The sequence below is a fragment of the Ignatzschineria sp. F8392 genome (assembly GCF_002252045.1).
Lineage (GTDB): Bacteria > Pseudomonadota > Gammaproteobacteria > Cardiobacteriales > Wohlfahrtiimonadaceae > Ignatzschineria.
Map to the genome: position 1 here is coordinate 20,271 of NZ_NEFF01000005.1, position 20,585 is coordinate 40,855.

General features: G+C 43.2%; 18 protein-coding genes. 4 read left to right on the plus strand and 14 right to left on the minus strand.

What is annotated here, in order from left to right; genetic code table 11:
* Positions 1-128: 128 nt before the first annotated feature.
* A complete protein-coding gene (locus tag B9T19_RS08255) occupies positions 129-1,577 on the minus strand; it encodes an MmgE/PrpD family protein (protein ID WP_094568158.1) in 1,449 nt (482 codons plus the stop codon).
* A 372-nt stretch (positions 1,578-1,949) separates the two neighbouring features.
* Here B9T19_RS08255 and B9T19_RS08260 point away from each other — a divergent pair, with 372 nt between their 5' ends.
* The gene (locus tag B9T19_RS08260; protein WP_094568159.1) at positions 1,950-2,894 is read left to right on the plus strand and encodes a hypothetical protein; all 945 of its coding nucleotides are present in this window, start codon (positions 1,950-1,952) and stop codon (positions 2,892-2,894) included.
* Positions 2,895-2,936: 42 nt separating this feature from the next.
* On the opposite strand, the gene nadA is transcribed toward B9T19_RS08260, so the two are convergent.
* Positions 2,937-4,073: a quinolinate synthase NadA gene (gene nadA / locus B9T19_RS08265; protein WP_094568284.1), complete on the minus strand. Its 1,137-nt coding sequence runs from the start codon at positions 4,071-4,073 to the stop codon at positions 2,937-2,939.
* Between the two features lie 558 nt (positions 4,074-4,631).
* On the opposite strand from nadA, the gene nadC reads away from it, so the two are divergent.
* Together nadC and B9T19_RS08275 are read left to right on the plus strand one after the other, a co-directional pair.
* On the plus strand, positions 4,632-5,486 hold the full coding sequence (gene nadC / locus B9T19_RS08270) for a carboxylating nicotinate-nucleotide diphosphorylase (protein WP_094568160.1): 855 nt from the start codon (positions 4,632-4,634) through the stop codon (positions 5,484-5,486).
* Positions 5,487-6,022: 536 nt separating this feature from the next.
* Positions 6,023-7,225 (plus strand): NAD(P)/FAD-dependent oxidoreductase, encoded by a 1,203-nt coding sequence (locus B9T19_RS08275; RefSeq protein WP_094568161.1) that lies wholly within the window; start codon positions 6,023-6,025, stop codon positions 7,223-7,225.
* A 511-nt stretch (positions 7,226-7,736) separates the two neighbouring features.
* Here the strand turns inward: B9T19_RS08275 and dmpG are convergent.
* The 12 genes from dmpG to B9T19_RS08335 all read right to left on the minus strand — a co-directional run bounded on the left by dmpG (position 7,737) and on the right by B9T19_RS08335 (position 19,347).
* Positions 7,737-8,756: a 4-hydroxy-2-oxovalerate aldolase gene (dmpG, locus tag B9T19_RS08280; RefSeq protein WP_094568285.1), complete on the minus strand. Its 1,020-nt coding sequence runs from the start codon at positions 8,754-8,756 to the stop codon at positions 7,737-7,739.
* 7 nt (positions 8,757-8,763) lie between these two features.
* Positions 8,764-9,714 carry an acetaldehyde dehydrogenase (acetylating) gene (locus B9T19_RS08285; protein ID WP_143436872.1) on the minus strand — a complete coding sequence of 317 codons (951 nt, stop codon included), beginning with the start codon at positions 9,712-9,714 and terminating at the stop codon, positions 8,764-8,766.
* Positions 9,715-9,724: 10 nt separating this feature from the next.
* Positions 9,725-11,647, minus strand: coding sequence for a feruloyl-CoA synthase (locus tag B9T19_RS08290; protein ID WP_094568163.1), 1,923 nt, complete (start codon positions 11,645-11,647; stop codon positions 9,725-9,727).
* A 252-nt stretch (positions 11,648-11,899) separates the two neighbouring features.
* Positions 11,900-12,679, minus strand: coding sequence for a 2-keto-4-pentenoate hydratase (locus tag B9T19_RS08295; RefSeq protein ID WP_369828092.1), 780 nt, complete (start codon positions 12,677-12,679; stop codon positions 11,900-11,902).
* Positions 12,680-13,008: 329 nt separating this feature from the next.
* Positions 13,009-13,974, minus strand: a complete 966-nt coding sequence (locus tag B9T19_RS08300) for a nitronate monooxygenase family protein (protein WP_094568165.1) — start codon at positions 13,972-13,974, stop codon at positions 13,009-13,011.
* Positions 13,975-14,025: 51 nt separating this feature from the next.
* Positions 14,026-14,832: a 3-(cis-5,6-dihydroxycyclohexa-1,3-dien-1-yl)propanoate dehydrogenase gene (hcaB, locus tag B9T19_RS08305; protein WP_094568166.1), complete on the minus strand. Its 807-nt coding sequence runs from the start codon at positions 14,830-14,832 to the stop codon at positions 14,026-14,028.
* 38 nt (positions 14,833-14,870) lie between these two features.
* A complete protein-coding gene (locus B9T19_RS08310; RefSeq protein WP_094568167.1) occupies positions 14,871-15,398 on the minus strand; it encodes a 3-phenylpropionate/cinnamic acid dioxygenase subunit beta in 528 nt (175 codons plus the stop codon).
* Positions 15,399-15,407: 9 nt separating this feature from the next.
* Positions 15,408-16,751, minus strand: a complete 1,344-nt coding sequence (locus tag B9T19_RS08315) for an aromatic ring-hydroxylating dioxygenase subunit alpha (protein ID WP_094568168.1) — start codon at positions 16,749-16,751, stop codon at positions 15,408-15,410.
* A gap of 262 nt (positions 16,752-17,013) precedes the next feature.
* Entirely contained in the window at positions 17,014-17,364 is a 351-nt protein-coding gene (locus B9T19_RS08320; protein ID WP_094568169.1) for a non-heme iron oxygenase ferredoxin subunit, read from the minus strand.
* Entirely contained in the window at positions 17,364-18,224 is an 861-nt protein-coding gene (locus B9T19_RS08325) for a protocatechuate 3,4-dioxygenase (RefSeq protein WP_094568170.1), read from the minus strand. The genes B9T19_RS08320 and B9T19_RS08325 overlap by 1 nt, the downstream gene beginning before the upstream one ends.
* 4 nt (positions 18,225-18,228) lie before the next feature.
* Positions 18,229-18,525: an extradiol ring-cleavage dioxygenase gene (locus B9T19_RS08330; protein ID WP_094568171.1), complete on the minus strand. Its 297-nt coding sequence runs from the start codon at positions 18,523-18,525 to the stop codon at positions 18,229-18,231.
* A 6-nt stretch (positions 18,526-18,531) separates the two neighbouring features.
* The gene (locus B9T19_RS08335; protein ID WP_094568172.1) at positions 18,532-19,347 is read right to left on the minus strand and encodes an alpha/beta fold hydrolase; all 816 of its coding nucleotides are present in this window, start codon (positions 19,345-19,347) and stop codon (positions 18,532-18,534) included.
* Between the two features lie 664 nt (positions 19,348-20,011).
* Between B9T19_RS08335 and B9T19_RS08340 the strand changes: the two genes are divergently transcribed.
* On the plus strand, positions 20,012-20,584 hold the full coding sequence (locus tag B9T19_RS08340) for a TetR/AcrR family transcriptional regulator (RefSeq protein WP_094568173.1): 573 nt from the start codon (positions 20,012-20,014) through the stop codon (positions 20,582-20,584).
* The last annotated feature ends 1 nt before the right edge of the window (position 20,585 follow it).

Here is a 20,585-nt window from a genome sequence, read left to right on the forward strand (position 1 = left end):
TTATTTTTTATGTTGTGTAGGTTGCTTAAGTAACTACTTCTAGTAACTATCTAGTAACTCTTTCGAGTAACTATTTCGAGCTTTTTTATCACGACTATTCCACCTCCTTCTCTTCTTAAGCGCTACTCTTAAGAATGCTGAATCAGCGCCGTTAATTCTCTAAGACTTTTCATCTTCTCTAATTGCCAAACCATCGCTATCAACTCTTCAGAATTCGTTAATAGATCTTGATCCCCTGAAAACTGTAGAAGCTGCTCGAACTTCTGCTCTAACTCTATCTTTGACAAAGGATTTTCTGGATCACCTTTCGGGTAGCGAAGCGTTGCGATATATTGCTCTCCATCGAGCGTCTCCACTCTAACTTTACCGCGCCACTCCCGCGGATAAGCTACATCAACTTCTGGATCGAAGGTCATCGATACCTTCTTCCGAAAAGCGATCACTTCTAAATCAGTTAAGCTATATTGTTCAAACTCAAAGAGTCCCGCTCTCCCATGGACAGCAAGTAATCCTAAGACGGTTCCCATCGAAAACTTCGCCTGATGGATACTTTGTGGTTCAGTGACGGCTCCTAAAACATCAATCGCTGCTTGATGGACAAAAGCCTCCACTTTAACTATCTCGCGATAAGAGAGCTCTTCATCTCTCATCAGTTGCAAAAGAGCATCACCTGCTGGATGGGTATGTCGACATGAGGCATGATACTTAAAGGATGTTTCAATCGAGGCCCATCGCTCCCCTAAACCATCACTTAAAGCGGACGGATCACATTTTTGGGTCATCCCCGCACCTAATCCTTGCGCCCCTTCTAAACTATTCTTTGCGCCTTTTAGCCCCATTTGAGTCATATAAGCTGCTAATAGTCCATTTGCATTCGCTTTTGCTGTATGAAGTTGCTTAGAATCTGCCGCATCCTCTAAAAAGGCCCAAACTCCTGCTGATTGTGTTGCTGCATTGCCGATGAGATTGAGCATCTCCTCCCGATTAAAATTCATCAATTTTCCTACCGCAACTGCCGCAGAGATTGAGCCAACGGTAGAGGTTGTGTGAAAGACTCGATAATGGGATCTTCCTAAAAACTCTCCTATCCTAATGCCCGCCTCATATCCCATCGTCGCTGCCAACAAAAAAGCTTCCCCAGATGCATTGAGATCCTCACAGGCGGCAAGCAATGCAGGAAAAACAACGGTTGCAGGATGAAAAACAGAACGATTATGGAGATCATCCTGCTCTAAGAGATGGCCACAAGCACCATTAACGAGTGCTGCAAAATAGGGGCTACTTCTCTTTTTTGATCCAAAAATAGTACTCGATCCATTATCCGGCCCCATCATCGAAGCATATTGACGAAAGAGATCACTCGGATAGAAATCCTTACCCGCTAAAGCAGAGGCTAACCAATCTAAAGTTAATGCTTTCATCCCTTCGATCACAGCAAGGGGTAACTCTTGGTATTCCGTTTGAACCAGATACTCAACTAAGAGCGCCGTATGGTGTTTCTCGTCAATATCTGATGCGGTTATAGCCTCCGGCTCCTCTACAATAAAACAATTCTCTATCTGATTGTTATCACTCATATTATTATCTCTCTCCCCCCTAAAGGCTGGTTGCTATTTCTACCTCTAGAAAACAGACTAACGATATTTTTAAGCGCTGCATAGTGCAATTTAAGCATTGCAGAATTGCATTTATAACAATACAGAGAGCGGGGGTAATGAGGAATATCATGAAGCAATCATGAAGCAATCATGAAGTAATCTTGAAACACAATACCTGTATAAAATCCCCAAAATAGACCCATAAATAAAAGGAGAGAGAGGGGAAGATCGTTGGAGATCTGAATGGAGATTAGCCCCCGTCCTTAATGAAATTGAGGTACAATACCTCCTCAAACCGGATCGACAAGTGATCTTAAAGTAAGCCCCCTATATTTGAGATAAAATTTGCCTATGACCCCATTTAATCAGAGAGCTAAAGAAGGAACGACAGAGCTCGCAGCAGTCTTAATCTCTGTGACACAATCGGAAGCTAAGGTATTAACCGTCGAATCGGGTACACTTCTTCCGAATGGTCCCCTCACGCCGATTCATCGCTCATTGCAAGCGGGTGTTAGAGAGTGGGTTGAGACTCAAACGGGCCGCCCACTCGGCTATGTTGAGCAGCTCTACACCTTTGTCGATACAAATCGCAAAACCTCCTCCGGACACTATGTGATCTATATTAGCTATCTTGGATTAGTACGAGAAGAGCCTGATGAAGAGGCTAAAGTTGGTAAAAGTGGTGCAACCTGGTGTAATTGGTATCTCTACTTCCCATGGGAAGATCATCGAGAAGCCCCTCCTGCATTTATTGAGGAGACCTTCTACCCTATCTTCCGCCATTGGATTAATGCCGGCAATACAATTGCAGAACAGCGAGCAAGAGAACAACGGGTGAAACTCTGTTGGGGAATTTCCCCTTTTGCTTGGAATGAAGAGTATGCTTTACAGCGCTATGAATTACTCTATGAGGTCGGGATCCTACCTGAAGCTGGCGCGGATTACTCAACGCTGCCAGAAACAGTGATTGGACGTTGGATGGCACATGATCATCGCCGAGTTTTAGCCTCTGCAATGGCGCGACTGCGAGCAAAGATTAAATATCGACCCGTGATTTTTGAATTGATGCCCCCTACCTTTACCTTGCTGCAACTCCAGCAGAGTATTGAGGCGCTTGGAGGCATCACACTTCATAAACAGAATTTCCGACGCTTTATTACACAACAAGAGCTGATCGAAGAGACTGGCGAACTTGATCAAAGTGGCCCGGGAAGACCGGCAAGACTCTACCAATTTAGAGATGATGTACTCTTAGAGCGATCCCTCTCCGGCAGTAAATTACCGATCTCCCGCTAAACTATTTCTGGGCTATATCTCTGAGTCATATTTCTGAGAAAATTATGCGGGCCCCACATATTGAAAGAGTGTCTGATCAGCGGCAAAATCACCGGAAGCTTGGACATTCAAGCGCATCTTTTCTGAGAAATCGAGCATCCGGTTAAGACTCTTGACGGCTCCTAGGCGAATCTCTTCCTCCACTTTAATCTCATTGATACCTTGTTGTAAGACATCACGCAATTTGGCAAGTGAGTTCATCGCCATCCAAGGACACATCGCACAGCTCTTACAGGTTGCACTCTCGCCGGCGGTAGGAGCAATTAATAACTCTTTACCAGGAACCGCTTGTTGCATCTTATAGAAGATTCCCCGATCTGTGGCCACAATAAAGCGGGTACTGTTTGAAGCCTCTGCCGCCTTAATCAATTGTGATGTAGAACCGATAATATCCGCTTGTGCTAATACTGATGCCGGCGATTCAGGATGCGCTAAGACCATCGCATCGGGATGAGATTGACGAAAGAGTGCCAAACTATCTGCTTTAAATTCATCATGAACGATACAGCTACCTTGCCATAAGATCATATCTGCGCCAGTCTGCTCTTGAATATAGTGTCCAAGATGCTTATCAGGACCCCAGATGATCTTTTCACCCGCACGATCTAGTTCTCTAACAATATCGAGCCCAATTGCTGAGGTGACAACCCAATCTGCTCGAGCCTTTACTTTGGCACTTGTATTAGCGTAAACCACAACCGTTCGATCAGGATATTGATCACAAAATTGAGAGAACTCCTCCTCTGGGCAGCCTAAATCTAAAGAGCAAGTTGCATCTAGGTCCGCCATTAATACCCGCTTTTCGGGGCTTAAAATCTTTGCAGTTTCTCCCATAAAGCGAACCCCCGCAACGACTAACGTCTGCGCTTTTGCATCCCGCCCAAAACGGGCCATCTCAAGCGAGTCAGCTACACAACCTCCCGTCTCCTCAGCTAATGCTTGAATACGAGGATCGGTGTAGTAATGCGCCACTAACACGGCATCTTCCTCTTTCAATAGCTGCTTTAATTCGGTAATAACACGCGCCTCCTCTTCAGCGCTAAGAGATGCCGGCACCTTTGCTTTTGCCTGAGCAATTTCAGCCTGCCCATCTCTTGTTGGTTGAATAAAGTCGACCCATTTTGTTACTTCTTGATTCATGGCAACCATCTTCCTCTATCACTTTCCTTAAAATCGTTAACTTTTTTAAGTAGCTCTCTTAAAACGCGCTCTTTCATTATTAGCTTCTATCCAACTTCATACTATTGCAGGCAGTTATTACAGATAATTTTGCGCTGGTTTAAGCGATTTAATGCGAGTTCCAATATTATCTTTTAATCAGAGGCTACATATACTCATTTTGAGCATATATTGAATTTTGCCGAAGAACAAGCCTTTTTATAAAAAACTCCCTGAATAATTCCTGCACTTTCCCAAAGTGGGATTATTCATAACCCCTTTTGATTCATCATTTTGATTAAGTTTTGCTTAAGTTGATTTAAGGTGATCAAGATAATTGAGAATTAAGGAAAGCTTTCTTGAGTGTTGATTGAGCATTTATTGAATATTTGTTGAATACTTATTGAGTATTTATTGAGATTTTCTAAATTAATCGATATGCTCATTATGAGCATTATTAATGGTGCCAAAGTGAGCAAAAGTGAAATATCACAGATATGCAATTGAACTGACCAGTTATCAAGAAGAAGAGGAGATCATATGACATCGCTTGCCGCCCTACCTACCCCCTTACTACGCCCCTTTGTACAGCAGGCATTAGAAGAAGATTTAGGTCGCCGTGGTGACCTTACAAGTGCGGCGTTGATAGAAGCTGATCGATCGAGCCAACTACAGATTATCGCTAGAAAATCGGGCGTTATTGCCGGCATGGATCTTGCGCAATTAGCCTTTCAAGAGATCGATCCTTCAATCCGTTTTACAGCGATGGTTCAAGATGGTGATGCCATCGAAGCGGGAGCAGTTTTAGCGGAAGTTTCCGGAAATGCTCGAGCGCTACTCACTGCAGAACGAACGGCACTTAACTTTTTGACACATCTTAGTGGAATCGCGACAGAAGTAGCGACTATTAAAGCGATGGTGGCTGATTACCCTGTTGAGATTACCTGCACTCGGAAAACTATTCCGGGATTACGAGTATTACAAAAATATGCCGTACGCGCCGGTGGTGGACGCAACCATCGAATGGGACTAGATGATGCAATTCTCATTAAAGATAACCATATCGCTATCGCCGGCGATATTACCACCGCCATTCAAAGAGCGAAGGCTTTTGCCGGCCATCTCATCCCGGTAGAAGTTGAAGTAGATACATTAGCGCAATTGGAACTTGCCCTCAAAGAGGGGGTTAATCTGGTATTACTTGATAATATGAGCCCCGATGAATTGCGAGAAGCGGTCAAACTCGCTAAAGGTATCTGCCAAACAGAGGCTTCCGGCGGTATCTCCCCTCAAAATGTGGTAGAGGTCGCACAGACAGGTGTCAATTTTATTGCGATGGGATGGATTACTCATAGTGTCAAATCGCTCGATATTGGGCTCGATTATAACCTATAAGCTGTAACCGGTAAGGGACAACCCATAAACCCTCTAAGCTAACGAAGAGAGAGATAAGAAGATAGAGATAAAACCTCAAAAGATGATTTTGAGGTTTTTTTAATTCACTTCATATCACCTAAAAATCCTTGAGATCTTCACCGATACTTTGCTCTTAAAAATATTTTTTAAGAGTCTTTTAAGAGGCTAATAGAATTCTATATCTATTCTAATTCCCTTTTAATTTATAATTTAGGCGCTTATTTTGTTCTCTTGATCATCTTATAGGAGTCCTATATAGTTAAACATACAGATATGTATGTTTGTGTTATCGGCGCATTTTAGTATTTTAATACACCCTATCGATCAGCCCGATTAGAGATTTAAGGATAAAAAGCGATAAATTGACCCTAAGCCTCTCTATAATGGCAATAGCAATGACAAAAGTAGCAACCATAGCAATTTTGCAACCACAATGGCGATCGATATTAGCAGTTATCACTCTCGCGCAATCCACAAACTATTTTTAACTATACAATCACTATAAGGGAATTATTATGGATTCAATCGTTATTATTGGTGGAGGTCAAGCAGCTGCTTTTGCCGCTTCTACTCTCAGAAAAGAGGGGTATGAGAGGCGACTAGCGATTATCTCCGATGAAAATCAGGTCTTCTATGAGCGCCCACCGCTCTCAAAGGGGATTTTAGATGGAAAAGAAGCTTTAGAGAATCTCTACTTCTTCGATCAGGAGAGCATCGATAAGCTCAATATTGAATGGCATAAGCCAATGCGGGCAACAGCGATTGACCGCCAAGCAAAAGTTGTCAAAACCGATCAAGGCACTACTCTCCCCTATGATAAGTTAATCATCGCAACCGGGAGCCGTCCTAGAGTTCCTAATGCTCAATGGCTCACTTTTAAAAATAGCTATACTCTTAGAACAGTGGAAGATGCGCTGAAACTGAAAGAGAGATTAACTGATGGAAAGAGACTTACCATTATTGGTGGAGGCTGGATCGGATTAGAAGTTGCCGCAACTGCTAATAAGCTCGGATTAGACGTCACTCTTTTTGAGCGTGAAGATCGCCTCTGCAGTCGCAGTGTTTCTCCTGAAGTCTCTGCCCATCTACTGACGCTCCATGAAGCAGAAGGGACTACTATTATTCTTAATGCCAAAGAGATCGAGATCACAGAAGAGAGCGATGGCATCTTACAAATTCAAAGTGGCGATATCACAATAGAAGCTGATATCTTACTGATCGGTGCCGGAGCAGAGATTGCAACAGAGCTTGCTGTTGCTGCAGGACTCGAAGTAAAAGGGGGAATTGTAGTAGATCATTATGGGCAAAGCTCTGATCCCGATATCTATGCTGCCGGAGATGTGGCAATTCACCCTCTTGTTGGTTTTACAACTCAATCATGGGCGCATGCACAGCAGCAAGCAGAAAAGGTTGCAAAAGCAATTGTGGGTAAAAAAGATGAACCTTATCAAGAAGTTCCTTGGATCTGGTCAGATCAGTATCATCACAATATTCAGATTATGGGCTTTCCGATCGATGAAGAGAGTCAACTCGTTATTCGCGAAGATGATCATAAAAAATGTTTTATCCATCTCGATAATGAGCAGAAAGTGCGTTCAATTGTTGCTTTTAATGAGCCAAAAGCGATCGGCGTCGGAAGATTTTGGTTTAGAAAAGGAGCGCCACTCGATCCCGAACAGTTACAAAATAGTGAGATCGATCTAATGAAACTTCGGTAAAGTAACATCTTATACCTTCTAGTACCATCCATTGTTGACAATGGATGATTCAGGAAAAGGGGATTCTATAGTATGATTCTCTTATGCAATAGATCCCCTTCTTTATTTCACTGAAGATTACCCCTACACTGAAGGTTGCTCATTGAAGAGTGACTCACTCATCCCCTTTTGAAGAGAATAAGAAAATAAGAGAATAAGATGAGAAGATGAAGAGATCAGCTGAGAGAGTAACGAGATAAAAATGAGATAAAAATAAGATGTGAGTGTGAGGTGGGAATGAGGTAGGAGTGAAGTAAAAAGAAAAATGATGGAATTATCTCTAAAAAAATGCCTAAACAGAAAGGAGATCCTGTTTAGGCAAAAGCACTTTAGTCAAAGTGTAATGAAGTAATGGAGTTACTGATTTAATAGATCGCATCCAGCTAATCAATAATTGATCTAGCTCTGATCTAGTTGATCAGATTGATCTAGTTACTCAATCTGACCATAAGTCTAAACTCTAATAGAGTAATTAAGCCGTTGGTTTTGCATCAAGAAGATCGAGTGCCACATCGACAATCATATCCTCTTGTCCCCCTACCATTTTACGTTTTCCTAACTCTACTAAGATATCGACAGTCTTAAGATCGAATCGATTTGCTGCATCTTCAGCATGGCGCAAGAAGCTTGAATAGACGCCGGCATAACCTAATGCTAAAGTCTCCCGATCAACACGGACAGGACGATCTTGGAGTGGTCGAACAATATCATCTGCCGCATCCATTAGACGATAGAGATCAGCATTATGCTTCCAGCCCAATTTGTTCGCGACAGCAATAAAGACTTCTAACGGCGCATTCCCTGCCCCTGCCCCCATTCCTGCCAAGCTTGCATCAATTCGATTTGCGCCCTCTTCAACAGCAACAACAGAGTTTGCGACACCTAAGGAGAGATTATGGTGTGCGTGAATCCCGATTTCGGTTTCAGGTAGTAGGATATCTCGAACAGCACGAACACGGTCACGCACATTATTCATTGTCATAGCGCCACCTGAATCCACAACATAGATACAGGTTGCACCATAATTTTCCATCTTTTTAGATTGTAACGCTAAATTTTCGGGAGTCGTCATATGGCTCATCATTAAAAAGCCTACGGTATCCATCCCCAATTCACGCGCATAGGCGATATGTTGTGCAGAGACATCCGCTTCTGTACAGTGAGTTGCAACTCGAACCACTCTCGCCCCGGCATCATAGGCCTCTTTCAGATCCCGTGTCGTTCCAATTCCAGGAAGCAGTAACGTCGCAATCTTGGCATTTTTAACAACATCTGCCGCCGCTTCAATCCACTCACGGTCAGAGTGCGCACCAAAGCCATAGTTAAAACTTGAGCCCTGTAGACCATCACCGTGCGCAATCTCAATACTATCAACATTTGCCTCATCTAATGCTTTAGCAATCGATCTGACATCATCGAGTGAGTATTGATGCATGATGGCATGGCTACCATCACGGAGTGTTACATCTGAAATATAGAGTTTCTCTGGCATTCCCATCTTATGCCTCCTTTTGAGCGAGTAAATTGAGGGCGATCTTTTCTGCAGTGGCTAACGCCGCTGAGGTCATAATATCGAGATTTCCAGCATAGGCAGGAAGATAATGTGCCGCACCTTCAACTTCAAGATAGACAGCCACTTTTAAGCCCGAACGATAACCAATACCGGGTAGATTGAGAGGCTTATCTTCCGGAATCACCTCAAACTGAATATCTTGCTTTAAGCGATATCCCTTCACATATTGATTCACTTCAGCGACTCTCTTCTCCACTGCCGCGCGAATCTGATCTAGATCAGCATTATCGGTAAAACAGTAGACTGTATCGCGCATTAAGATAGGAGGATCTGCTGGGTTAAGGACAATAATCGCCTTTCCTTTAGTTGCGCCACCAATCTCCTCAATAGCGCGTGATGTTGTTTCGGTAAACTCATCGATATTAGCGCGCGTCCCCGGTCCTGCAGAGAGGCTACTGATAGAAGCGACAATCTCGGCATAATGAACCTTCGTTACCGATGAAATCGCGGCAATAATAGGAATCGTTGCCTGTCCACCACAGGTGACCATATTGACGTTATTCTCTTCAATATGCTCTTCTAAATTGACAACCGGTACACAATAAGGACCTATTGCGGCAGGCGTTAAGTCAATCATCTTAATCTGAGGTTTTCTCTCACGAAGAACCTTCTCATTATGCAGATGAGCGCTTGCTGAGGTCGCATCAAATACAATCTCAATTTCATCAAAATTAGGTGATTTAACTAATCCCTCTACCCCTTCGTGAGTGGTATTCACCCCTCGATCTCTTGCGCGTCTAAGACCATCTGAGGCTTCATCAATTCCCACAACCGTATCGATCGCGACATTGGCGCCATTTTCTAACATCTTGATCATCAAGTCGGTACCAATATTTCCCGAACCGATAATCGCAGCGCGTACTTTCTCTTTCATCATTCCTATCCTTCTACTGTTCTTCAAGCTCTGAGAGTCTAATCACCTCTCTACCGGGATTAGTGGCATAGAGTTTCATCACCTGATCTTGTCTTCTTGCTAATGTTTTACGTTGATTAATATAAGCCTTATCTGTTGTCTCCCCTGACTCTAAACAGGGGAGCGTATCAAGAATAATTAAACGCTTAATATGGCGCGAGGAGCCACAATTCTCTTTATAAAATTGGTGCATACGTGCTAATAATTCTGCCCTAACTGTTGGGTGCTCAGAGAGTTGTGCAACATCTAACTTCTGCTCTGGATCATCCGCTAAGAGATAGAGTTCCTTCGTTGGGAACATCATGGCACTTGCATATTTTTGATCATGTCCTGTAATGACAAAATCAAGCGCATAAGGGGAGAAGGCATCGACTAAGAGCGGTCTTAAAACTCCGGCAGAAACCCAGGTTCCTGTATTGAGCTTAAAATCCTCCGTGATACGTCCATCAAAGATGATACCTTGCTCTGGACGCTGTGGATTTGCTAAGTAACCTGCATCGCCAGTGTAGTAGAAACCCTCTTCATCAAAGGCATTTGAGGTCATTGATGGATCGCCAAGATAGCGCGTGAAGATAAATTCACCACGAACACGCATCTCATACTTCTCTTCATTAGGAACAAACTTCACCTCTACGCCGGGAACCGGAAGACCGATATTGCCAGGACCTTCAATAGTGTAGTGAACATTAGTAATCACAGGTGCTGTTTCTGTCGTTCCCCACTCTGTTGCAATAAAGAGGGGCGAAGTGCGGCAACTACTTGCAACCTTCTCTAAACGATCCCAAGCAACTTTAGGAAGCGCTGCTCCTGCATAGAAGAGTAGCTCTAAACGACCAAAGAGTGCTTCTGCTAACTCAGGATCCTTCTCAAGATAGGGTAATAAGAGCTCATATCCTCTAGGTACGTTGAAGTAGAGAGTCGGCTTAACCATTTTGATATTTTCAATGGTTCGCTCAATCTTCTGATCGGTTGCCATACCATCATCAATATAGAGGCTACCGCCATTTCGAAGAACTATATTGAAGTTATGGTTAGAAGCGAAAACATGGCTCCAAGGTAACCAATCCACCACTACAATCTCGCTCTCTTCAATAAAGCGCCAACATTGGGAAATCGCCTGCTGATTAGAGCAGAGAACCCGTTGAGTATGAACAACAAACTTAGGATCTGCCGTTGATCCTGAGGTCATCAGATAGCGAGAGACAGTATTGGGACCTACCTGCTCAAAATAGTGAGTCACTTCCTCTGTTTCAGGCGCTTCTAAGAGAGAATCAAAAGTGACCGCTTGTGAAAAGAGATCGGCATTCTTTTCTATAATAAGTCGGCTATCTACCTCAACGCCTCTTAATGCCTTCTTATACTTTTCTCCATCATCAACAAAAACAGCTGAAGGTTCTAAGGTATTTAAGATCCAATTGAGGCGAGAAAAGTCGGTAGGACGTAGTGAATAAGCAGCTGAGATTGTCGCAACAGGAATCCCCACATGGTAAGCGGCTAAAGTAACCAATGCTTGGCTCAATCCATTACCCGAGAGAAAGACAATCGGATGACAGGTTGGCATCTTCAAATTGAGAAGTCCTTGAGCGATTCTTCCAACCTTCTCACGTGTCTCTGCATAGGTTAACGTTTTCCAACCATCACCCTCACGTTCTGACAAGAATGGATGATCCGGCTTCTTATGCGCCCAGTAATCTAACCACTCCCCAACACATCTTGCATATGGCTTTAGCTTCTCGGGGGATTTCATCACAAAGCTTCCATCATCCCGATACTCACAGAGTGCAGAAGCGACCGCCAACTTCCCAACGGCTTCCTCTTTCTGCTTCTCTTTTGCATAAAAAGATTTTAAAACGGTTGCTTTAACTAATCCCTGCTCTTGATCCAAAGTCCTACACATACTATTCCTCCGTTTTTAGATTATCGATCCGCTAGAGAGTGCATCACTTTCATTGTGGCACTCTCAGCGATATCGATTTCTCATCATTACTATTGGTTTTAGATTGCTCTTTATTATTTTTCATAGATCCCTCAGTTGAGCTTTTGAGGGCGCAAATAACGACTCTCCAACTACTTTTGTTGGAAAAATGACAAACATCTTAATTGAGTCGGTAAAAACGTAATTAAACTAGAGCGATATCAAACGATAAAGCTAGACAAAATCACATCTCACACTGCCTAGGCGGGTCAGATGCATTGAGATTGAGTCCCCTTTAGCGACATTGACCATTGGTCCTAATGCGCCTGAAAGGAGAATATCGCCACAAAGAAGGGGGCGCCCCTTTTGTGACATTGTGCGAGCAAGCCATAAACAGGCATTTAGGGGATTTCCTAAACAGGAAGCGCCTACACCGGTAGATGCTAATTCACCATTTTTATAGAGCAGCATCCCCTCTAACTCTAAGTTGAGCTGATCGAGTGAAACAGGGGTCTTTCCTAAAACAAAGAGCCCACTTGAGGCATTATCGGCAATGGTATCAGCTAGGGTAATATCCCAATTCTCAATCACCGTATCGACGATCTCTAATGCCGGCAGGAGATAATCAATTGAGCTAATCAACTCAGCTAATGTGGTATCTTCTGTGGGTAAATCACGCTTTAAAACAAAGGCGATCTCCCCTTCAACTTTCGGTTGTACTAAAGTTGAAGCATCAACCGAATCTCCATCACCGATCTCCATATCCGCAAATAGCATTCCAAAATCGGGCTGATCTACCCCTAATTGCTGTTGTACGGCAGTGGATGTCAAACCAATTTTTCGCCCAACAATACGGCGACCATTTTTTAAGGCAATCTCAGTATTAATCTCCTGCACTCGATAAGCATCTTCCATACTGGTAATGCCATAGGCTTCGGAGATCCTACCACAAGTTCGTTTCTCCTCTCTTGCCTGGAGCAACTCAGCAGCTGCTCTCTTATAATGATCTAACATCATCTCTCTATCCTCTTCCCTATCAACTTTATGATCCTATTTCGTTTCAATATATTTCACTTCAATACAGTTAAGCGATCACGAATCATTTATTGTTCTGTTGTTTTTGTTCTAGTGTTCTGTTGTTTTACTGCTCTATTGCACTACTGCGCGATTGTCTTGCTCTTTTGTTCTCTGGTTCTCTGATTCTTTGGTTTTTTTACTATTTTATTGATGTTGAAGTTAGTTGTACTACTTCACACACTACTTACCTTAAAGTATTATCTTAAAATCGTTATCTTAAAATTATTACCTTAAAATCATTACCTTAAAATCATTACCTTACAGTCCTAGTAATCGATCACTTTCGCCTTTGCTTGCTGATATTCGGCACTCAATTGAGCAACAATATCTGCAACAGTGCCCAAATCTTTAATCTGCCCGACACCTTCACCTGCTGACCAAATATCACGCCAAGCGCGTTTATCATCCGAGATATTGCCAGAGAAATTAATTTTTGAAGGCTGATCCACATTTAAAGTAACCCCGCCACTTTCGAGAGAAGCTCTCAACCAGTTTGCCGGCACACCACTAATTTGATCACTTAAAATAATGTCATCTAGATTAGCATCTAACAGCATCTGTCGATATTGATCTACTACTAAACTCTCTTTGGCTCCAATAAATCGAGTTCCCATCACTGCTAGATCGGCGCCTAAAACTTTTGCTGCCAAAATATCCCGGCCATTCATCATTGCTCCCGAAAGTGCAATAGGTCCTGACCAGAATTGACGTACTTCGGCAATCAAGGCAAAAGGATTATGCAATCCTGTATGCCCCCCGGCACCATGAGAGACTAAGATCAGACCATCGACACCCGCATCGACTGCCTTTTTTGCAAGAGTTACATTCGTCACATCGGCAAAGACAGCACCCCCATAACGATGCACATCAGCAACAACACGTTTAGGCGAACCAAGCGCTGTTGTCACTAAAGGAGGTTGATACTCTCTTACTAACTCTAGCTCAGCATCAAAACGATCATAAGTGCGATGAACAATCATATTGAGCAACCATGGAACGCTTCTTTTTTGCGTCTGTTCTAACAATGCAATACCCTGCTTAACCTCTTCTAACCATCCTTCTAATATCGTGATATTACGGGCATTCGGTAATGGTAAACTACCGATAACACCAGCACGACAAGCCGCCAATAAAAGCTTCGGCCCTGAAACCAAAAACATAGGAGCGACCATCACCGGCACTTCTAAGTTTGCCAGCGACTCTAAAAAGGTCTGTTGTAACTGTTGCGACATATAACTCTCCCTAAAATAAGCATTCTCAAAGTGGTGTCAGTGAAATAGCCGTTACCGGCGATTATGAATGCCCGGCTTACGAACTTCCCAACCGCCATCACTATGGATGATCGTAGCGGTTGTTAAAGCTGAGTTCTCACGTGATGCTAAGAGGACATAATGCCCTGTATGAGCATCTGGATCAGCGATCTTTTGCAGCGGTACAGCAGAGGCCGCATTTTCTGCAAAATTGGGCAGCTGATTGAGGGGAACGCTCTTCTCATTGAGGTCAGTTAATGTTGCCATAGGGGTATCGGTTGCACCTGGAGCGACACCATTGACCCGAATATGGGGAGCAAGCTCATAGGCTAATTGTCGTACAACACCCACAATCGCATGCTTAGATGCCACATAAAGAATTCCACCACCGCCGGCATAAAAAGCACTATTAGAGAGGGTAAAGATGATTGACCCTTTGCTCTCCCTTAACGCTGGAATCGCAGCTTGAGCGCCTAACAGATACCCTTGAACATTCACAGCAAAGAGCTTCTGAAAGTGGCGCTCAAACTCCTCAGGAGGAATCTTATCGAGACGGGTGAAGTAATCAAAAAGCGCAGCATTTGCCACAAAGACATCGAGCTTTCCAAAGTTAGCTAGAGCAACCTCTACCGCTCGTGCATTATCCTCATAAGCGGTCACATCACCACAAACAGTGGCAATGCGGTCACCAAGCTCCTCTTGAAGCGCTGCTAATTCAGTTGCATTATTTGCAAGGACAGTAACATTTGCCCCCTCTGCTACATAGCGGCGAACGATGGCACTACCAATGCCACCTGTCCCTCCAGTAATAAGTGCGCTATATCCTTCTAACCAACCCAAAACTGACTCCTCTTCTTCTTTGAGTATTTCTCCACAACCTATAAGAATGTATTAAGATTCTTAAAGAGTAGTGAAGCATTAGGAATTAAAATCTTCCGACGATAGAGCTTTAAGGTCTCTGCCTCATAGCGGATAATATCCTCTCTTCTACCGGCAAGCGTATACTCCTCATCGAGCCCACGGCTACGAACATTGGTAAAGCAAGAATGTACTTCAAACTCGCCCTCATTCTCCCCTTGGAAAACTTCAATGTTGGTAATGATATGGACATTGCGCGTTTGTGGATTTTCTGCCCAAGCTGAAGGTTGCTTAAAGCGTTCAATTCGGCGATTGAGATCACGTAAGCCATCATCAAAGTAAGCCATATGCTCTTTCGTATATTGACCTAATTTATCCTCACGACGACGATTTTCAATACCTGGCATCCAATAGTGAATCTCTTCTGAAAGCGTGACAAGCCACTCATCCCAGCACTCCCAATCGAGCAAACGTGCTTCTTTATAGAGGAAACGCTCTACTTCTCGAATCTGCTCTAAACTTGCATACTGCTTCTCTTCTCTACTCATCGTATCCTCCTACTTCATCTTGCCATTTCGATCAGGAACATCATCCCAGCTCTCTGCTTGTAATAGATCTTTCCAACGTTGATAGTATGCTCTCGCATTCGCTTCATTGATCTGCCCTTTAAAGACATTTCCTGGAATTTCAGGCTCTTCGACTTTCGTATTCATCCCCAAACCAATATAGAGATCTTGATAACGTGTTACTGCACCGCGACTTGTTTTTGTACAATATTCCCAGTTCTCTCCATCATCCATCTCAAAGACACCGGTCGGGGAGAAGGTCATCATTGCCCCTTTACGCCACATCTCTTTAATCTCTTCTGGAGCATTCTTGTTAACAATCACCCAGGTGTAGAGATCGATCTTATTAGGACCTCTTGGTTGCCAAACACGAACCGTATTTTGCCCTGGAAGGAATGAGAAATTTGGGAAAATAGTTGAAGATGAAACCGCGCCGATCATGGAAGCACGGAACTCTCCTAAACGCTCTTCTGCTGAAGGGCGATGAAGATGGAGATATTTATTAATCGCTCTCTCTCCTAAAACCGCAGCATTTCCAACAAAGTCGAGGGCAAACTCATAACCATGGCCATTCCAATTCACTTGGTATGATTCAGGAAAGTCACTCACTTTAGCAACCGGGCCCCCTAACATCGCTCTTGCTGCAGAGTCATGGGTCCAGCCTGCGTGAAGGATATCGGCAACAAAGTTTTCTGCTGCAAGCTTCCAGTTACACTCAATTGTGGAACGGATACAGCCTCCGACAAACTCTGTTCCCCCCTCATCATTATCGAGAAGTGCATCAAGATACCAGGTGATCTCTCCAAGATACTCTCGTAAACTCGGTGCTTCTGGATCAAATGTTGCAAAGACTAACCCTTTATAAGAATCGATCTGTGCAACTTCTCTTAAACCATGTTGAGATTTATCAAAGTCACTCTCTTCATAGATATCTGACTCATGAACGCCTCTAAGCGCTCCATCAGGACCAAATGACCAGCCGTGATAGTTACAGATAAAGCCTCGTGCATTACCCGCTTCAGCGAAGCAGACTTTATTACCACGATGAGGACAAGCATTGAGGAAAGCTTTGATCGATCCATCTCTTTGACGGACGACTAAGACTTCATCTTCGCCCATCGTTGTTGTAAGATAATCACCGGGATTTGGAAGTTGTGACTCATGGGCCACAAAGAGCCAGCAGCGTGCAAAAATCTTCTCAAGCTCCTGCTCATAGATCTCTTGATCCCAAAATACCTTGCCGGCGAGACGCCCCTCTTCCATATCGCAGAGTCGATCTAACTCTCTTAAAACAGGTGTTGGCTCTAACGCCCGCAATTTACTTCTTTCTCTCATTTTTTCCTCCATAAGATTTTTTCACAGTGGCGCATATCACAGAAATATCACAGAAGATATTCCAGCCCACTATCTCGATCTTTTATGATTCTCTACTGATTATTTGCTGATTAATTGCTGATTAATTGCTGATTATTTAGATCTTTTTTTATCGATTACTCTCGATCGCTCTTAACCATCGCCATCTCTTATTATCTGCTATTGATGACTCTATGATTCTCTACTACGATCGCAAGATCTCTTAGCAATTAATTCTCTATATTTAACTCTCTATATTTGCTTCAACCGCTTCCGGTGATGGGGATTCTAGATCTGCAAAGACCTCCCCATTTTCCACAACGATCTTAAATGTACGAAGATGCTTTTCACAGGGAAACGCAACAGCTTCACCGGTCTTGATATTAAATTGCCCCCAATGGACAGGACAGGTAATCAGATCATCTTCAATAAACCCTTCAGCTAAAGAAGCGGTCGCATGGGTACACATATCGAGTGTTGCATAATATTCGCCATCTAAGTTATAGACACAAAGATCGCCAACAACTTCATTTTGAACCTTTTTTAAAGATCCTGGTGTCAATTCATCGGCACTACATAGTAAGACTTTCGACATTACTCTCCTCCTACCTGATCTGCATGAATTTGTAAAAAGCCAAGTCCTGTAACCCACTCAGGAACCGGTGCATAATCGATCACCTCTCCTTTTCGATTAGGTACAGCGGCTAATGCACAGAGAAGGTTACGAATCTCCATCGCACCATTTCCGCCTCGCTCTAAAATCTCTTCATTGCTATAGCGAGATAATCCTTCAAGATCTCCTTTCACCCCAAGATCTAAAATTTCTTGGTCAAAATCTTCGGCAACTTTACCCATCTCAACCGTGCCTACCCAGTGGCTAATACCGCCACTACCGATAATGACAACACGCTCATCTTCAGGGAAACTCTCTACAGCTCTTAAGATATGCTCACCCAATTCACGGCTACGATTTAGCGAGATAAAGGGATCTACACCACTTGCAATATAAACAGGAATTGTTGGAATCTTACGATTCAGTGCTTTCTCAGCAACTTCCACAACATATTGATGTGGAATTGAGAAGGCATGATCAACAGTAAAGCTACGTGCTACTGACCAGTCGAAATTCTCCTTATCACCCTGTTTAACAATATGCTGCGCTAAAGCTTCATGATTTTTAATCACGCCACGCTCTAAGCCCTTTAAATTCTCAATAGGTCCATCAACATCACCTGTACCGATAAGGTAGCGAGGAAGACAGTTAGTGCCAAAAAGAATATAGTGATCATTACCTACAATAATTGCGGCAGTTGCATCTAACTCTGCCATTTTTTGACCACAAGTCTCATATGCCTGCCACATACGCGCAGCAACATCCTTATCAGCAGGAGCATCTGGCGCTACAAACATTACCGGGTCATGAGGGACCCAAAATCCACCTACAATTTTAGCCATGCCGCTACTCCTTTAATGCTGCTGAAAATGCGTTAATTTGATCCGCTTCTGCTCCTAGCTTCTCTTTATAGAGACGCATACTGCGAGTGGGGGAAAGCTCTTGCCAATATCCCATTGTCAGCATCGGATTCACCCCTAATTTCTGCAATGAAGCAACATCAAACTCCATCACCATCTTCTTCTCTTCATCCGTTAAATCAAAACGTGAGAGATAGCGTACAGGATCCTCTTTAAAGCGCTCTTTTGCCGGCCTCTCTACAGAAAGATGCCACAGCACACGCTCCAATACATTTCGACTCATATCACTCTAGGCCTCTAAAAAACTTCTAACGATAGAAACAAACTTCTCTGTCTGCTCTGATTGAACCCAGTGACCACACTGACCAAAGAGATAGAGGTCTGCATTAGGAATACTATTTGCTAATAGGAGTCCACACTCTGGAGGAACAACTCTATCTTCACGACCATGAACCACTAAGGTGGGTGCTTCAATATTTTCTAAATATTTAGGTGGGAAACCACGAACCATCGTGACGCCCTCTTCTTTTGGCTTCGGCAGTAATTTACGAAGCGCCTCTTGTGCGCCCTCTCTTGCTGATGCTTCATAACGGGCCATTACCAATTCCTCAGTAATTTGGCTCTTGTCATATGGAAAGAGTTCCATCAATGCACGCATATTCTCAACAGATGGCTCATAGGTCCAAGCACCACGCAATCCTGGTGTCTGCTCAAACTCTCCTGCCGGCGTTCCTAAAAGAATTAATTTATCAACACGGCTTGGATCAAAGAGGGCTAAACCGATCGCTACAGCACCTCCGAAAGAGTTACCAATAAAAGAGGCCTTCTCAATACCTAAAGCATCCATAATGCCAATAAGGTGATTGACCCATAATTTGATGTCATATTTGGCACCTTCTTTAAATTCAGTAAAGCCAAAACCAGCAATATCGGGAACAATGACACGCCAGCGATCATCAAAACGAGAAATGGTCTTCGACCAGTTTGTCCAGCCTGAAACTCCTGGACCCGATCCATGAAGTAGAAAGAGCGGCTCGCCACTACCACTTTCATGATAATTTGTCTGATGATCTGCTGCTAAAATGCTTTTGCCTATTCCTTGCATGCTTATATCCTCCCTCTATGCATATTTGAGGCAGAAGTTTAGAATCTACTGAGAGGAGATACTTAAAGCTCCCTGATTCCAAATCTTAATCTGAATCTTGATCTGAATATTGATCTTAATTTTCAAGATGAAGAATGCTTCTGCTCTTAATTTTGTTATCTGTTATCTACTTTTGTTATCTAGTAATACCGTTATCTCTGGTTGATCTATTAGCTTTCACCGAGCTTCTCACCCATTAGCCAGTCGCTTTTAATCTCTTTCGACAGCTTTTCTAACTTCCGATAGCCCTTAAAACACTGTTTAAAATCTGCTTTAGTAGCCAATGATTAAAACAGGTAACCGATATAACCATACACAACTGTATGTTTGTCATATTAAGCAAGATCTTTGATGACTGTCAATACAGTACTGTATGCTTTGCTTGTTTTGGCTATTGTTTGATCAAAGTCAATTTAATAATTCGCCTTTAATAACTATTTATGAAATGATAATTGCCCGATAAAATTGGTAACCGAACTATAAAGCCTTCTATAGAAATCCATTTTCAAATCCATTTTCTAAAAAAACCTATCGCGGCTCTTACTACTCTATCCCCACCATAAAGTTATAATGACAAGGTAATAGGGGCATTTAAAGAACCAAGCAAATAAGGTATTGATCATTTATGACACGTAAAGTATCCACCCCACTTTCTCGCAATGATTGGATTAAAGCGGGCCAACAGATGCTTATTAAGAGCGGTATTGATTCGGTTCGTGTCGAGACATTAGCGCAAAATATCGGCATTACTCGCGGAAGTTTCTACCATCATTTCAAAGGGCGAAATGAGCTACTCCAAGAGATTTTGCTCGATTGGAAGAGTCGAGCAACCGATCAAGTTATTCGTCGTTTAAAAAATACCCACTATCCGCCGAAACAGCAGCTAGCCATTATCTTTAATCTCCCAACGCGGGGCGATTCTGCAAAAGGGGCTGCTGACTTTGAACTTGCAATTAGAGCATGGGCAAGACGAGATAAGATGGCACGAAAGATGATGGAAGAGGTGGATCAATTTCGACTCAACTATATTGAAGAGCTGATCGTATCACTTGGCTATAGCGAAAAGGAAGCCGCCCAACGCGCCTTCCTTCTCTACTCCTATCTTGTGACGATCTCTCTCTCCGATCCTAATGATTGGCGTCCTGGGCTCTTTGAATCAGATGATGAGATCTTCTCACTACTACTTCCGGCACTTTAAT